14 protein-coding genes are annotated in these 14,251 nt (G+C 71.4%); 7 read left to right on the forward strand and 7 right to left on the reverse strand.

Features of this window, described 5'->3' with window-relative positions:
* The first annotated feature begins 353 nt into the window (after positions 1–353).
* Complete coding sequence (locus C2L59_RS29175; protein ID WP_103352736.1) at positions 354–1,334, forward strand: tyrosine-type recombinase/integrase; 981 nt, start codon at positions 354–356, stop codon at positions 1,332–1,334.
* 3 nt (positions 1,335–1,337) lie between these two features.
* Here the strand turns inward: C2L59_RS29175 and C2L59_RS29180 are convergent, their stop codons facing one another.
* Positions 1,338–1,718 carry a hypothetical protein gene (locus tag C2L59_RS29180; RefSeq protein ID WP_103352737.1) on the reverse strand — a complete coding sequence of 127 codons (381 nt, stop codon included), beginning with the start codon at positions 1,716–1,718 and terminating at the stop codon, positions 1,338–1,340.
* A 66-nt stretch (positions 1,719–1,784) separates the two neighbouring features.
* On the opposite strand from C2L59_RS29180, the gene C2L59_RS29185 reads away from it, so the two are divergent.
* Entirely contained in the window at positions 1,785–2,576 is a 792-nt protein-coding gene (locus tag C2L59_RS29185; RefSeq protein ID WP_103352738.1) for a glycerophosphodiester phosphodiesterase, read from the forward strand.
* Between the two features lie 6 nt (positions 2,577–2,582).
* On the opposite strand, the gene C2L59_RS29190 is transcribed toward C2L59_RS29185, so the two are convergent.
* On the reverse strand, positions 2,583–3,251 hold the full coding sequence (locus C2L59_RS29190) for a transglycosylase family protein (protein ID WP_103352739.1): 669 nt from the start codon (positions 3,249–3,251) through the stop codon (positions 2,583–2,585).
* 245 nt (positions 3,252–3,496) lie between these two features.
* Between C2L59_RS29190 and C2L59_RS29195 the strand changes: the two genes are divergently transcribed.
* The 3 genes from C2L59_RS29195 (at position 3,497) to C2L59_RS29205 (ending at position 6,257) form a co-directional block, all read left to right on the forward strand.
* Positions 3,497–4,897 (forward strand): MFS transporter, encoded by a 1,401-nt coding sequence (locus tag C2L59_RS29195; protein ID WP_103352958.1) that lies wholly within the window; start codon positions 3,497–3,499, stop codon positions 4,895–4,897.
* Positions 4,898–4,919: 22 nt separating this feature from the next.
* The gene (locus C2L59_RS29200) at positions 4,920–5,684 is read left to right on the forward strand and encodes a thymidine kinase (RefSeq protein ID WP_199199306.1); all 765 of its coding nucleotides are present in this window, start codon (positions 4,920–4,922) and stop codon (positions 5,682–5,684) included.
* Positions 5,685–5,909: 225 nt separating this feature from the next.
* Positions 5,910–6,257, forward strand: coding sequence for an RNA polymerase-binding protein RbpA (locus C2L59_RS29205; RefSeq protein ID WP_003081521.1), 348 nt, complete (start codon positions 5,910–5,912; stop codon positions 6,255–6,257).
* 229 nt (positions 6,258–6,486) lie between these two features.
* Here the strand turns inward: C2L59_RS29205 and C2L59_RS29215 are convergent, their stop codons facing one another.
* A complete protein-coding gene (locus C2L59_RS29215; RefSeq protein ID WP_199199307.1) occupies positions 6,487–7,101 on the reverse strand; it encodes an NUDIX domain-containing protein in 615 nt (204 codons plus the stop codon).
* A 48-nt stretch (positions 7,102–7,149) separates the two neighbouring features.
* Between C2L59_RS29215 and C2L59_RS29220 the strand changes: the two genes are divergently transcribed.
* Positions 7,150–7,899 (forward strand): DeoR/GlpR family DNA-binding transcription regulator, encoded by a 750-nt coding sequence (locus tag C2L59_RS29220; RefSeq protein ID WP_103352741.1) that lies wholly within the window; start codon positions 7,150–7,152, stop codon positions 7,897–7,899.
* On the opposite strand, the gene C2L59_RS29225 is transcribed toward C2L59_RS29220, so the two are convergent.
* The 4 genes from C2L59_RS29225 to C2L59_RS29240 are packed head-to-tail and all read right to left on the reverse strand — an operon-like array spanning position 7,832 to position 12,681.
* The gene (locus C2L59_RS29225) at positions 7,832–8,626 is read right to left on the reverse strand and encodes a PIG-L deacetylase family protein (RefSeq protein WP_103352742.1); all 795 of its coding nucleotides are present in this window, start codon (positions 8,624–8,626) and stop codon (positions 7,832–7,834) included. The genes C2L59_RS29220 and C2L59_RS29225 overlap by 68 nt on opposite strands.
* A 46-nt stretch (positions 8,627–8,672) precedes the next feature.
* Positions 8,673–9,437 (reverse strand): polyprenol monophosphomannose synthase, encoded by a 765-nt coding sequence (locus tag C2L59_RS29230; RefSeq protein ID WP_103352743.1) that lies wholly within the window; start codon positions 9,435–9,437, stop codon positions 8,673–8,675.
* Between the two features lie 26 nt (positions 9,438–9,463).
* Complete coding sequence (gene lnt / locus C2L59_RS29235; protein ID WP_103352744.1) at positions 9,464–11,074, reverse strand: apolipoprotein N-acyltransferase; 1,611 nt, start codon at positions 11,072–11,074, stop codon at positions 9,464–9,466.
* Positions 11,075–11,085: 11 nt separating this feature from the next.
* Positions 11,086–12,681, reverse strand: coding sequence for an amidohydrolase (locus C2L59_RS29240; RefSeq protein ID WP_103352745.1), 1,596 nt, complete (start codon positions 12,679–12,681; stop codon positions 11,086–11,088).
* A 120-nt stretch (positions 12,682–12,801) separates the two neighbouring features.
* Here C2L59_RS29240 and C2L59_RS29245 point away from each other — a divergent pair, with 120 nt between their 5' ends.
* Positions 12,802–14,190 carry a KamA family radical SAM protein gene (locus C2L59_RS29245; RefSeq protein ID WP_199199308.1) on the forward strand — a complete coding sequence of 463 codons (1,389 nt, stop codon included), beginning with the start codon at positions 12,802–12,804 and terminating at the stop codon, positions 14,188–14,190.
* Positions 14,191–14,251 lie beyond the last annotated feature (61 nt).

Below are 14,251 nucleotides of genomic sequence, written 5' to 3' on the forward strand. Positions count from 1 at the left end.
GCTCGGGATCCCCTGAGAGGCGCGAGTCCGACGTCCCGTCACTCGACCATAAAACGTCACGGTGACGAAACTGTGGAGGGTTCCGGGAGCTCCGGAACGTCGCACGAGTGCCGATTGGCGACGGTGCGCGAGCTCATCGGGTCCCAGCGGGCCCCCTCAGCAGCTTGACCTGCTGTTTCGTCGAACATATGTGCGTATACCCCGCCATAGGTGCGTCAGAGGGCGGAAACGGGTCCTCGGCGGACCCGGGATCCCCTAGGGAGCAGAATCTGAGCCACACCGGTGTTTGATGCATAATTGCGGTTATGCATCAAACACCGGGTGACGGCCCGGCCACGGAAACTGTCGGTGGTGTGCGGTACAAGATCCACATGAAGGTTTCCGAGGCGCAGCAAGCCTTCTTCGCCGCCCGCCGTCCCCGCAAGGACTCCCCGCACACCACCGACGCCTACCGCCGGGATCTCGCCGGTCTCACCACTCTCCTGGTTTCGGAGCTCGGCCGCCCCGCCGAGGACCTGGAGGTCGCCGATCTGACCGGGCCGGCGCTGCGGGCGGCGTTCGGTGCGTTCGCGGACGGGCACGCGAAGAGCTCGGTGCTGCGGGCGTGGTCGACGTGGAACCAGTTCCTCACGTTCTGCGTGGCCGACGGGTTGCTGGCCGGCAACCCGATGGGTGCGGTGGCGCGGCCGCGGACGCCGGCGTTGACGCCGAAGCCGTTGCGGGGTGAGGAAACGCCGGAGCAGCTGCTGTCGGCGGCGGCCGCGGGTTCGCGGCGTGCGCGGGATCCGTGGCCGGAGCGGGACGTGCTGGTGATCGCGCTGGGGCTGGTGGCGGGGTTGCGGGCGGCGGAGATGCGGGCGTTGACGTCGCGGTCGCTGGTGGGGCGTGCGGGTGAGCTGCGGTTGCACGTGAAGGGGAAGGGCAGCCGGGACCGGTCGATCCCGGTGCAGCCGGTGCTGGCGGAGCTGATCGAGCGGTACCGGGAGTCGTGCCGGGTGCGGTTTCCGAACGTGCGGTTCTCCCCCGGTTCGCCGTTGTTGCTGGATCGGGCGGGTGAGCCGATCGGGCGGGGTGCGCTGGAGTACCTGGTGAAGTCGTGTTACCGGGGTGCGGGGTTGCACGACCGGGTGCCGGTGGGGGCGAATCTGCACGCGTTGCGGCACACGTTCGCGACGCGGCTGGCGGAGGACGGGGCGACGGCGTCGGAGATCATGGCGCTGCTGGGGCACGCGAGCCTGGCGACGAGCCAGAACTACATCGAGGCGACGGGCCGGGAGCAGCGGGCGGCGGCGGCGAGCAACCGGACGTACCGGGCGTTGGATGGGTTGGGGTGAGGGTCAGCGGAGTTGTTCGAGGTCCTTGGCGGCGCGGGCGATTTCTTCGGCGAGGCCGCGGAGTTCGCGTGCGCCGGCGCCGTCGTCGGCTGCGGTGACGATGTCTTCGGCGGCGCAGCGGAGCTGGAAGAGGCGGTCCTGGAGGGCGGCGATCTCGGTGTCGGAGAGCACGACGGCGTCTTCGGGCAGGCCGCTGCGCTGCAGGGCGGTGCGGCGTTCGTAGGCGCGCTGGCGGCAGGATTGGCCGCAGTAGCGGCGGCGGCGGCCGACGTTGCCGCCTTCGGGGAGGCGTCGTCCGCACCAGCCGCAGTGCTTGGGGGCGCCTCGGCGGGCCGGGGCGAGTTCGATCGTGGTCGGCTGGGTCAGTTCGGCGGCTTCCCTCACCCGGGAGACCCTAGCTGGCCACCGGTTGCTCATGCCGGGGTCATGGCGGAAGTGCACACTTGGGGGATGCAGGCGTTGTTCCCGTACCTGGCCGATCCGCTCCCCCGTGCCTTCGCTCACCGGGGGTGGCACCTCGATGACCTGGAGGGTCTGGAGAACTCGTTGCCGGCGTTCAAGCGGGCGTGTGCGGAGGGGTACCGGTACCTGGAGACGGATGTGCACGCGACGGCGGACGGGGTGGTGGTGGTCCACCACGATCCGAACCTGGATCGGACGACGGACGGTTCCGGGCCGATCGCGGCGCAGACGTGGGCGCAGCTGAAGGGCGTCAAGGTGGGTGGGAGGGCGCCGTTGTCGCGGTTGGAGGACGTGCTGGAGGAGCTGCCGGGGGCGCGGTTCAACGTGGACGTGAAGGCCGATCGGGCGGTGGAGCCGTTCGTGCGGGTGCTGGAGCGGACGGGGGCGTTCGACCGGGTGGCGGGGGCGGCGTTTTCGGATGCGCGGCTGGTGCGGTTGCGGCAGCTGGCGGGGCCGAAGCTGGTGACGGCGATGGGGCCGCGGTCGGCGTTGGCGTTGTGGGTGCGGGGGAAGCTGCCGCTGCTCCCCCTGGGCCGGCTGGTGCTGGGGGCGATGGCTCAGGTGCCGGTGCGGCAGGGGGCGTTGCGGGTGGTGGACAAGGCGTTCCTGTCGATCGCGGGGCGGTCCGGGATCGAGGTGCACACGTGGACGATCGACGATCCGGCGGAGATGCGGATGTTGCTGGACCTGGGGGTGCACGGGATCGTGACGGATCGGCCGGACCTGTTGCGGGAGGTGCTCGTGGAGCGGGGTGTGTGGCAGCGGTCGCAGGAGCCGTGAGCCGTCTCAGCGGGGTGGTTTGCCGGTCCAGGCGGCGTCCCAGGTCTTGGGGCCGAGGAGGCCGCTGTCCTTGATGCCGTTGGCGCGTTGGAGGTCGAGGACGGCGGTGCGGGTTTTGTCGTAGTAGCAGCCGGTGGCGCTGAAGCCGTAGCCGAAGGCGTTCATGCGGAGCTGGAAGGTCTTGAGCGGGGCGGCGCAGTCGCCGTAGCTGTAGACGACGCCGGGCCAGGCGGGGCGGGGGCCGCCGGGGCCGGGGGGTGGTGCGGGGAGGCCGCCGCCGCCGATGTAGGCGGCTTCGGCGTAGGTGGGGATGCGTTTGCTGCGGGCGTCGGCGTCGCCGGCGAGTTTGAGCGAGCCGGCGCACTGCCAGGGTTGCCAGCCGCGCATGCGGTAGAGGTAGAGGGCGCGGTAGTCCTGTTCGGCGGGGGCGGCCTGGTCGGGGCGGCCTTGTCCGCCGACGCTGCGCCAGGTGGGCAGGTCGAACTGGTAGGCGCCGTAGTAGCCGTTGCCGGTGTTGGTGGCGTAGCGGTTGCTGGACTCGCACATGCGGAGTTTCGCCCAGGCGGCCGAGGCGGGGTCGGCTGCGGCGATGGCGGGGGTGGTGAGCGGCAGACCCGTGACGGCGAGCGCGAGGAGCAGGAGTCTCAGCACGGTGCGCCGGCGGTTCTGGATCATGCGAGCACAGTAGGAGCGTGTCACGTTGTCCACAACAGACACAGTGGGCGCTCCAGTCTCACATGAAACACCGTTCACTTTTGCGGGCGACACGCCGTGGGGGGCGGACGGGGGTCGCGGGCGAAGGTGTCGGATGATCACGAAGCGACAAACCGGACACGGTTTCGGTGGTGTGGTCACGGGGTTTTCCGGTGGGCCGTAGTCTCCGCGCTGACCTGGAAGTTGTCGAGGTGAAGGAGCCGTGGATGACGCTGGCCGGGACGCGTTCGACGAAGCGCGAGCGCTGGGGCTGGTATTTCTACGACTGGGCGAATTCGCCGTTCTATTCGTCGACGACGACGGTGTTCGGTGCCCTGTCCATGAGTTCGATCGCGGCGGAGGACGCGAAGGCGAACTTCACCCTTAACGGGGACCGTCCGTGCGTGGACGCGGCGGGTGCGGCGGACACGCTGCAGCACTGCGACGTGACGTTGTTCGGGCTGCACTTCCCGGCCGGCTCGGTGTGGGGGTACCTGCTGTCGGTGGCGACGGTGGTGCAGGTGCTGGTCCTGCCGATCGCCGGTGCGGTGGCCGACCGGAGCCACAACAAGCGGCGGATCCTGGGCGGGTTCGCGTTCCTGGGTGCGGCCGCGGCGGCGGCGATGTTCTTCCTGGCCGGTTCGGACTGGCAGCTGGGTGTGGTGCTGTTCGTGGTGGCGAACATCGGCTACGGGGGTTCGCTGGTCGTCTACTACTCGTTCCTGGTCGACATCGGCGGGCCGGACGAGCGGGACGGCATCTCGGCGCGGGGCTGGGCGTTCGGGTACCTGGGTGGCGGGCTGGCGCTGGCGTTGCAGCTGGGGTTCTACCTCGGGCACGACGCGTTCGGGGTGAGCAAGGGCCTGGCGGTGCAGATCTGCTTCCTGACCTCGGGGTTGTGGTGGGCGGCGTTCACGGTGCCCGCGGTGCGGGCGCTCCCCCGCCGGCATACGCCGGTCGACGTCGTGCCGGGGCGGTCGGTGCTGCGGGCGGGGTTCGTGGAGCTGCGGCAGACGCTGGTGTCGGCGAAGGCGTATCCGTTGACGCTGGCGTTCTTGGGCAGCTACCTGGTCTTCACCGACGGGATCAACACGGTGGTGACGGTGTCGGCGCAGTACGGCAAGGACGAGCTGGGGTTCGGCAACGAGGTGCTGATCGTCACGATCCTGGTGATCCAGTTCGTGGCGTACCTGGGCGGGACGCTGCACGGGCTGGTGGCGCGGCGGCTCGGGGCGAAGCGGACGATCCTGGGCAGCCTGGTGCTGTGGGTGGTGGTGTTGGTGGGGGCGTACTTCGTGCAGCCGCGGCAGCTGCCGCAGTTCCTGGCGGTCGCGGTCGGGATTGGGCTGGTGCTGGGCGGGACGAATGCGCTGTCGCGGTCGTTGTTCAGCCAGATGATCCCGGCGGGCAAGGACGCGCAGTACTACTCGCTCTACGTCGTGGGCGAGCGCGGGACGTCGTGGCTGGGGCCGCTGGTGTTCGCCGGGGTGGGTCAGGCGACGGGGTCGTTCCGGCTGGCCATCGTGGCGCTGGTGGTGTTCTTCGCGGCGGGGCTGGTGCTGGTCGCGCTGGTGCCGGTGCGGCGGGCGATCGTGGCGGCGGGCAACCGTCCGCCGGAGGTGCTTTGACTCCCCGATAGGGTCGGGCGTCGTGACCTTGCTCAACGACCCCCCTGCCGGCCCCGATCCCACGGACGCGCTGTCGTCGGTCCCCGCGGCCGGTTCGCGCCGCGGGACGCCCCCGGTGGGCAGGCTGAAGTTCTGCTACGGGCCGATGGACTGCGGGAAGTCGACCCTGGCGCTGCAGATCGACCACAACCACGCGCGGCAGGGCCGCCGGGGCCTGGTGCTGGTGCGCCACGACCGGTCGGGTGCGCCGCAGATCTCCAGCCGGATCGGGCTGTCCCGGCAGGCGGTGGAGGTCGTTGATGACACCGACGTGCGCGATCTGGTCCGGCGGGAGTGGGCCCAGGGCCGGCACGTGGACTACGTGGTGGTGGACGAGGCGCAGTTCCTCTCCCCCGGTCAGGTCGACCAGCTGGCGGAGCTGGCCGACGAGGTGGAGATCGACGTGTACTGCTTCGGGATCGCGACGGACTTCCGGAGCCGGTTGTTCCCGGGGGCCGCTCGTCTGTTCGAACTGGCGGACGAGCTGCAGCCGGTTCAGGTGGAGGTGTTGTGCTGGTGCGGGCTGCCCGGACGGTTCAACGCGCGGGTGGTCGACGGCGAGGTGGTGAGGGAAGGCGATACCGTCGTGGTGGCAGATACCGAACAATCCGTAGTTGAAACTTCAGCTTCAGCACGTTTCGAGGCCGAATTCGCTACGGTGCGTTATCAGGTATTGTGTCGGCGCCACTTTCGATCGGGTGACCTGGGTGCGGTTACCGCTCATCACGGTCAGTTACGGTTGACCTGAGCGAGACGCGGGTAGCCCATCCGGGGGATATCAGCACTAAGAAGGCCGTATTGACGTCACGCCGGAGCGCGAAACGCCTCCTACTAGAGGAAGCTGATCCCGGCGGGTGACGCAGCTCATCGTGAGCAAGGACATGGTGCTTCGGGAATCCTCCCGGGGCCTGAGTCGTTGCATAGGGTGAGCATCACCCTGGCTCCACCCCGGAGCTGACTGAAAGGACCCATCATGGCCGACCGTGTTCTTCGTGGAAGCCGGCTGGGAGCGGTCAGCTACGAGACCGACCGCAACCACGACCTCGCCCCACGCCGTACCGTGCGCTACGCCTGCCCGAAGAACCACGAGTTCGAGGTGCCGTTCTCCGACGACGCCGAGATCCCGACGGTCTGGGAATGCCGACTGCACGGCAGCGAATCGGAGATCGTCGATGGCGGGCAGCCCGAGCAGAAGAAGGTCAAGCCGCCGCGCACCCACTGGGACATGCTGCTCGAGCGGCGCACGATCCCCGAGCTCGAGGACCTGCTCAACGAACGTCTCGCCGAGCTGAAGGGCCGCCGGACCTCCCGGTCGGCGTGACCCTGCGGAACTCGGCCCAGTAGCCAAGCTCCCACCACAACGGAAAGGCCCCCGCGACCTCCCCCCGCGGGGGCCTTTCGCTACCCCCACCCCGCCCGCGGATGCGCCCCAATGTGGCGTTCGGTGCGTCCCACGCACCCAAAGTGGCGTTCGGTGCGTCCCACGCACCCAAAGTGGCGTTCGGTGCGTCCCACGCACCCAACGCCACATTGGGGCGCTTGGGGCCGTGCTATCCCGCCGTTGGGCGGAAGGGGCCGTGGAGGGCGGCCCACTGGAGGAGCATGATCGTCTTGGCGTCCGCGATCTCGCCCGTCCCGGCCATCTCCAGGGCCTTGGCGAACGGGAGCTCCAGGACCTCGATGTCCTCCCCCTCCTCCGCGAGGCCGCCGCCGGTGCCGCGGTCGGCCGGGTCGTAGGGTGCCGCGTAGCAGTGCAGGCGCTCGGTGACCGAGCCCGGGCTCGTGTACACGTCGAACACGTGCTCCAGGGAGCCGATCCGCACCCCCGTCTCCTCCTCCGCCTCGCGGCGGATCGCCGTTTCCGGGTCGTCGGCGTCCAGCAGGCCGGCGGCGGTCTCGATGAACATGCCGTCCGGGTGGTCGTTGACGTAGACCGGGTAGCGGAACTGGCGGGTCAGCAGGACCGTCCCGCCCGCGACGTCGTAGAGCAGCACGGTCGCGCCGTTGCCGCGGTCGTAGGTTTCGCGCTGCTCGGTGGTCCAGCGGCCGTCGGCGTGCCGGTAGTCGAACGTCGTGCGGCGCAGCACGTACCAGGCCGACGACAGCAGCTCCACGTCGGTGACCCGGACCCGCGGGTTGCGGGACAGGCTTGTCGAAGAGGTCATACCCCGACCATAATGTGCACGACTCGGAAGAAACAAGGAGGACCGTGCATGTTGGTCGGGGAACGCCGTGAACTGCTGCTCGCCCGGCTCGCCGCCGACGGAAAGGTGCTGGCCAAGGACGTCGCGGCCGAGCTGGGGGTGTCCGAAGACAGCATCCGGCGTGACCTGCGCGACCTCGCCGCCGCCGGGCTCTGCCAGCGCGTCTACGGCGGCGCGCTGCCCGTCTCCCCCGCCGTCGCCGACTACGCGACCCGCACCGCCATCGCCCAGGACGGCAAGGACCGGGTCGCCGCGGTCGCCGCCGGGCTGGTCCGGCCCGGCTCCACAGTCATCCTCGACGGCGGCACGACCACCCTCGCCGTCGCGAACGCCCTCCCGGAAGACCTCGAGGCCACCGTCGTCACCCACAGCCCGACCGTCGCCGTCGCCCTCCTCGGCCACCACGGCGTCGAAGTGTTCCTGCTCGGCGGCCGGCTGTTCCGGCACTCCGCGGTCACCTGCGGCGCGGCCGCCGCCGAGGCCGCCCAGGCGATCAGCGCCGACGTCTTCCTGCTCGGCGTCACCGGCGTCCACCCCGAGGCCGGGCTCACCACCGGCGACGCCGACGAAGCCGCGATGAAACGCGCCCTCGCCCGGCGCGCGGCCGACACCTACGTGCTGGCCAGCGCCGAGAAGCTCGGCACGGCCTCCCGCTTCACCGTGCTGCCCTTCGCCGACGTCGCCGGCGTCATCACCGACGCCGACGACCAGAACGTGCAGGAACTTGCAGAGCGGGGCGTGCCGATCCTGCGGGCGTGACGTCGACGTACCACTCGCGGCCCGCCACCAGCCCGAACAGCGGCGCCGGCAGCCACACCAGCAGCCGCAGCACCGCCGACAGCCGCCCGGCCCCGCGCACGTCGGACACGTGCGCGGCCAGCGCCGCCTGCTTGCGCCCGGCGAACCGCCGCACGTCGAACCGGTGGGTGACGGCCGAGGCCGGGCTGTAGGCGTGCTCGAGCGCCTCGACGTCGTAGTCGAACGGGATCCGCAGCGCCCGGACCACCCGCACGAACCGCAGCGCGAAGTCGCGGGGCAAGGTGGCCTCCAGCAGCCGCGTGCCGGTCAGCCGGGCCGCCCGGCGGGCCACTTCGTGCACCTTCACGTGGTCGCGGTGCCCGTAGCCGCCGCTGCCGTCGTAGCCCAGCAGCAGGTCGGCGCGCTCCTCGTGCAGCAGCGCCGCGAGCCGGTGCGCGGCTTCCTCGGTGTCCGCGCGGGCGAACCGCTGCCGGCCGGGCGGGTCGGCGTACAGCACCGGCCCGTGACCGCTGTCGGCGTAGCCCAGGTGCACCACCCGCCGGACGCCGAGGATGGCCGCGGCGGCCTCCAGCTCGGCCCAGCGCGGCGTCGGGTGTTCGGCGGCCATGCCGTCGGTGGCCACCACGACCACCACCCGGTGCCCGTCGGCCGCGGCGCGGGCCAGGGTGCCGCCGCTGAGCAGCACGGGGTCGTCGGCGTGGGCGTGGAAGGCCACGATGGTCGTCATCGGCCTCATGATGGCCGAGAACGGGAGAAAACGGCGTGAGCCGCGTTCAGCGCTTGATGAGCTTGCGCAGCTGGTGCCAGCGCCGCTCGGCGCCCCACTTGGCCACCCGCAGGAACGCCTCTCCGATGATCGAGCCGTCCATCTTCGACTCGCCGATCTCGCGCTCGGTGAAGGTGATCGGCACCTCGACGATCTCGAACCCGGCCTCGGCCGTGCGGATCGTCAGGTCGATCTGGAAGCAGTAGCCGTGCGAGTTGACCTCGTCCAGCGCCAGCTTCTCCAGCACCGGACGCCGGTAGGCGCGGAACCCGGCGGTGATGTCGCGGGTGCGCATGCCGAGGGCGACCTGGGAGTAGATGTTGGCGCCGCGGGAGAGGACCTGGCGCTTGAGCGGCCAGTTCACGACGCTGCCGCCCGGCACGTACCGCGAGCCGATGGCCAGGTCGGCGTCGCCGACCGCGTCCAGCAGCCGCGGCAGGTCCTCCGGCGCGTGCGAGCCGTCGGCGTCCATCTCGACGATCGTGTGGTACTCGCGCGCCAGGCCCCAGCGGAACCCGGCGATGTAGGCGGCGCCGAGGCCGGCCTTCTCGGTGCGGTGCAGCACGTGGATGTGGTCGTCGGCCGCCGCGCGCTCGTCGGCGAGCTCGCCGGTGCCGTCGGGGCTGCCGTCGTCCACCACGAGCACGTGCACGTCCGGGAGTGCCTTGTGCAGGCGGTCCAGGATCGGGCCGAGGTTCTCCCGCTCGTTGTAGGTCGGGATCACCACCAGCACCGGCTCGATTTCCCGGGCCCCCCGCGGCGCCTGCGACATCCGTGCTCCTCCGATATCCGCGGCGGTCAGTCCGCCGCTTCCCCTGCCGTGCCGGCGCTGCCGCGCCGGGTGCGAAAACGGAGTACGAGCCCACCGGCCACCCCGGCGATCGCCAGAGCCAGCAGCCCGTACTCCGTCCACGCACCTAGTTGATCCGACAGCGTAGTCTGCGTCCGCAGCTGGACGCGCCCGACCAGGGAATCCGCCGTGAAAAGGCCCGTTGAGCTGGTCACCGTCCCGTCGGGGGCGACGATCGCGCTGACTCCGGAGACCGCGGACACCACGACCGCGCGGCCGTGCTCGACCGCCCGCAGCCGCGACATCGCCAGCTGCTGGAAGCTCATCTCGCTCTCGCCGTACCAGGCGTTGTTCGTCGGCACGACGAGCAGCTCGGCGCCGTCGCGCACGGCGTCGCGGGCCGGGTAGTCGAACGCGGCCTCGTAGCAGATGAACACCCCGACCTTGGTGCCCGCGGCGGCCACGGTCTGGTTCGCGCCGTCGCCGGGGACCATGTCGACGGTCTCGGTGTCGAGGAACGGGGTGACGAGCTCGGCGACCTTGCGGGCCGGGACGTACTCGCCGAAGGGCACCAGCTGCTGCTTGGCGTAGCGCGGCCCGGGCCCGGTGCGCGGGTCCCAGGCGATGACGGAGTTCTGCAGGTGCCCGTCCGGCAGCGCGTAGATCGCGCCGATCAGGGCCGGGACGCCGAAGTTGGCGACGAGCCGGTCGACCTGCGGGTCCGGGCCGGTGACGGTGGTGGCGCTCTCCGGCCAGACCAGCAGATCCGGCTTCGGCACCTTCCCGGCCTGCACCGCGGCCAGCAGCCGCTCGCTCTCGGCGAGGGTGTTGCGGCGCAGCAGCGTCCGCTCCCCCTGCAAGGCGAGCCCGATATCGGGGGCGTTGCCCTGGATGGTCGCGACCGTGCGTTCGCCGTCCTGCGCGTCGGTCCCGATCGCCGGCCACAGCGCGAGGCCGGCGACGACCGGCAGCAGCGTGCCGACGGCGGCGAAGACCGCCGGCCGCGTGACCTTGCGCACCTCCCACAGCCGGACGGCGAGGGCGGCCAGGCCGAAGCCGGTGAGGACGACGGCCAGGCCGACCAGCGGGGCGCCGCCGATCGAGGCGAGCGGCAGGAACGCGCCTTCGGGCTGGCTGAACGCGACCCGGCCCCACGGGAACCCGCCGAAGGGGAACCAGGCGCGCGGGGTCTCCAGCGCGATGAACACCAGCGCGCCCCACAGCGGCGCGGCGGGCAGCCGGGACACCAGCGTGATCAGGCCGCCCGCCAGGCCGTGGTAGAGGGCCAGTGCGAAGGACAGGCCCAGCCACGGCCACGGCCCGAAGTCCGGGCCCAGGAAGTCCAGCAGCCAGGTCAGCAGCGGGAGGAAGAACGCGAACCCGAACGCGAAGCCGTACCCGAAGCCGCCCCGGAACCCGCGGCCGCGCAGCACGAGCGCGAACGCGGCGAAGGCCAGCGGCGCGAGCCACCACAACGGGCGCGGCGCGAAGCTCAGGTAAAAGGCGAAACCGGACCCGAGCGCCGCGATCGTGCGCAGCAGCCAGGCGCGGGGGAACCGCCGCGTGCGGGCGGGCTGCTGCTGGGCGCCCGGTTCGGGGTCCGCCACGGTGACTGCCACAACCGAGAACTCTAGGTGATGGCGTCGTGGAGGACCGCACCCGCGCGGACCGTGCGCAGGCACTCCGGGAGCGCGGCGTCCGGTTCGAGCCTGGGCAGCGGTGGCACCCCGGCACGCGGATCGGTGGACCAGCGCTGCACGCGGCTGTCCGGCGTGGCCACGACGAGGTCGGTGGCGTCCCAGATCGCGTAGTGCGCGGGCGCGCCCGGGACGAGGCTGCCGGTGACGCCGTCGTTGACGCCGGCGGCGCGGTGCCCGGCGCGGGTGTGGGCGGTGAACGCCGCCCGCGGGGACAGGCCCGCGCCCGGGGTGCGGTGGTAGGCCGCCGCACGGACGCTCGCCCACGGGTCCAGCGGCGTGACGGGCGCGTCGGAGCCGAAGGCGAGCAGGACGCCTTCGGCGGCCAGGGCCGAGAACGGGTTGAGCCCGGCGGCGCGGTCCGCGCCCAGGCGCTCGGCGTACATGCCTTCGGGACCGCCCCAGAGCGCGTCGAACAGCGGCTGCGCCGAAGCGACAACGCCCCAGCCGGCCAGCTGCTTGGCCTGCTCGGCGGTGACCATTTCGAGGTGTTCCAGGCGGTGGTGGCGGGCGGCCAGGGCGCGTTGCCCGACTTCCTTCTCGGCCAGCCGGAAACCTTCGACGACTTCGGCGACGGCGGCGTCGCCGATGACGTGGAAGCCGGCCTGCAGCCCGGCCTCGGTGCAGGTGGCGAGGTGCCCGGCGATGCGGTGGGCGTCGAGGTAGAGCGTCCCCTCGCCGGGGTGGTCGGCGTAGGGCCCGGTCAGCGCGGCGGTGTGGGAGCCGAGGGCGCCGTCGACGAACAGGTCGCCGGCCAGGCCGCGGGCGCCGAGCCCGCGGGCGGTCTCGACGGCGCCGAGCTCACCCCAGTAGCCGACGACCTCGGGCGTGTCCGGGCCGGCGAGGGCGAGGAGGGCGGTGAGGTCGTCGCGGCCGGAGATGTCGGGGCCGGCGCATTCGTGGACGCTGACGATGCCCTGCTTCGCGGCCTCGGCGAGGAACGCGCGCTGGGCGCGTTCGCGCTGCTCGGGGGTGATGGCGGCACGCACGGCGGCGCGGACGGCGTGGTGGGCGGCGCGGGTGAGGGGGCCGTCGGGCGACCAGCCGTCGGCGGCGCGGGCGGCCGGGGCGAGCTCGACCAGGGCGGTGGAGACGAGCGCGGAGTGGACGTCGACGCGGCTGAGGTAGACGGGCGCGCCGCCGGCGGCGTCGTCGAGTTCGGCGCGGCTGGGCAGGCGGGGGTCGGTCCAGGTGGTCTCGTCCCAGCCGTGGGCGTGCAGGACCTGTCCGCCGGTGGCGGCGTCGCGCACGCGGGCGAGCAGGTCGGCGCCGCTGCGGACGCCGGTGAGGTCGAGGCCGGTCAGGTGCAGTCCGGTGGCGGTGGCGTGGACGTGCGCGTCGACGAACGCCGGGGCGACGAAGGCGCCTTGGAGGTCGATTTCTTCGGCGCCGGGGTGCAGGGCGCGGGCCGGGGCGTCCTGGCCGACCCAGACCACGGTGCCGCCGGTGACCGCCATCGCCGTCGCGTCGGGGCCGGCGGGGGTGTAGATGCGCCCGCCGAGCAGGAGCGTCGTGTGTTCGTCCGTCACACCCCTGAGTCTGCCCCCTTGCTCCACGTGGGGGACGACGACCCGGCAGGCAGGAAGATTTACTCCGTGCGAACGTTATGACAGGATATTTTAACGCGTTCCCGACGACTAGGAGTACAAGTGACTGCGATCCAGGAACCTGTGACGCCTGCCGCCGCCTTCGACCAGCCCTACGAGTACGCCCGCGCCGAGCTGGTGGAACCCGACTGGCGCCGCTTTCCTGGCTGGCACGACGTGACCGAAGCCGAGTGGCGTGACGCGCAGTGGCAGCGGGTGCACTGCGTCCGCAACGCCAAGCAGCTGCGCGCCCTGATGGGCGACCTGCTGGAGGAACGCTTCTACGACGACCTGCTCGCCGACCAGCGCGAGCTGGCGACGATGTCGATGCTGCTGCCCCCGCAGATGCTCAACACGATGGCCCCGACGGCCGGCACCGACCCGGCCAAGGTCACCGAGGCGTTCTACGCCGACCCGATCCGCCGCTACATGCTCCCGGTGAAGAGCGACCGCGACGCTCAGTGGCCGAGCCACCCGCACTCCGAGCGCGACTCGCTGCACGAGGCGGAGATGTGGGTGGTGGAGGGCCTGACCCACCGCTACCCGACCAAGGTGCTGGCCGAGATGATCTCGACCTGTCCCCAGTACTGCGGCCACTGCACCCGCATGGACCTGGTCGGCAACTCCACGGAGACGGTCGAAAAGCACAAGCTGACCCTCAAGCCGGTCGACCGCCAGGACGCGATGATCGCGTACCTGAAGAAAACCCCGGGCGTCCGCGACGTGGTGGTCTCGGGCGGCGACGTGGCCAACGTCCCGTGGCCGCAGCTGGAGTCGTTCCTGATGCGCCTGATGGACATCGACACGGTCCGCGACATCCGCCTGGCGACGAAGGCCCTGGCGGCGCTGCCGCAGCACTGGCTCCAGCCGAAGGTCGTCGAGGGCCTCGAGCGCGTCGCGGTCACGGCCCAGCGCCGCGGCGTCAACCTGGCGATCCACACGCACGTCAACCACGCCCAGTCGGTGACGCCGTTGGTGGCGGAGGCGGCGCAGACGGCGTTGAACGTGGGCGTCCGCGACGTGCGCAACCAGGGCGTCCTGATGCGGGGCGTCAACGCCACCCCGGCGGCGCTGCTGGACCTTTGCTTTGCCCTGCAAGGGGAAGCGAACATCCTGCCGTACTACTTCTACATGTGCGACATGATCCCGAACGCGGAGCACTGGCGGGTTTCGGTGTGGGAGGCCCAGGAGCTGCAGCACGCGATCATGGGGTACCTGCCGGGCTACGCGACCCCGCGCATCGTGTGCGACGTGCCGTATGTCGGGAAGCGGTGGGTGCACCAGCTGGCGGAGTACGACCGGGAGCTGGGGATCTCGTACTGGACGAAGAACTACCGGACGGGGATCGAGCTGGAGGACCCGGAGGCGTTGCAGCGCCGGTATCCGTACTACGACCCGATTTCGACGCTGCCGGAGGCCGGGCGGACCTGGTGGAACAACCAGCCCCGCTGACGCCTCGGCAGGAAACAGCCGAGGGGGTGCCGTTCCACGGCACCCCCTCGGCTGTTTCCTT

The sequence above is a fragment of the Amycolatopsis sp. CA-128772 genome, from assembly GCF_002904295.1.
Taxonomy (GTDB): domain Bacteria; phylum Actinomycetota; class Actinomycetes; order Mycobacteriales; family Pseudonocardiaceae; genus Amycolatopsis.

Coding starts and splice junctions, on each gene's coding strand:
- C2L59_RS29185 (WP_103352738.1), top strand. CDS start 1,785: ATGCAGGCGTTGTTCCCGTACCTGGCCGATCCGCTCCCCCGTGCCTTC.
- C2L59_RS29190 (WP_103352739.1), bottom strand. CDS start 3,251: ATGATCCAGAACCGCCGGCGCACCGTGCTGAGACTCCTGCTCCTCGCG.
- C2L59_RS29195 (WP_103352958.1), top strand. CDS start 3,497: ATGACGCTGGCCGGGACGCGTTCGACGAAGCGCGAGCGCTGGGGCTGG.
- C2L59_RS29205 (WP_003081521.1), top strand. CDS start 5,910: ATGGCCGACCGTGTTCTTCGTGGAAGCCGGCTGGGAGCGGTCAGCTAC.
- C2L59_RS29215 (WP_199199307.1), bottom strand. CDS start 7,101: ATGACCTCTTCGACAAGCCTGTCCCGCAACCCGCGGGTCCGGGTCACC.
- C2L59_RS29220 (WP_103352741.1), top strand. CDS start 7,150: ATGTTGGTCGGGGAACGCCGTGAACTGCTGCTCGCCCGGCTCGCCGCC.
- C2L59_RS29225 (WP_103352742.1), bottom strand. CDS start 8,626: ATGACGACCATCGTGGCCTTCCACGCCCACGCCGACGACCCCGTGCTG.
- C2L59_RS29230 (WP_103352743.1), bottom strand. CDS start 9,437: ATGTCGCAGGCGCCGCGGGGGGCCCGGGAAATCGAGCCGGTGCTGGTG.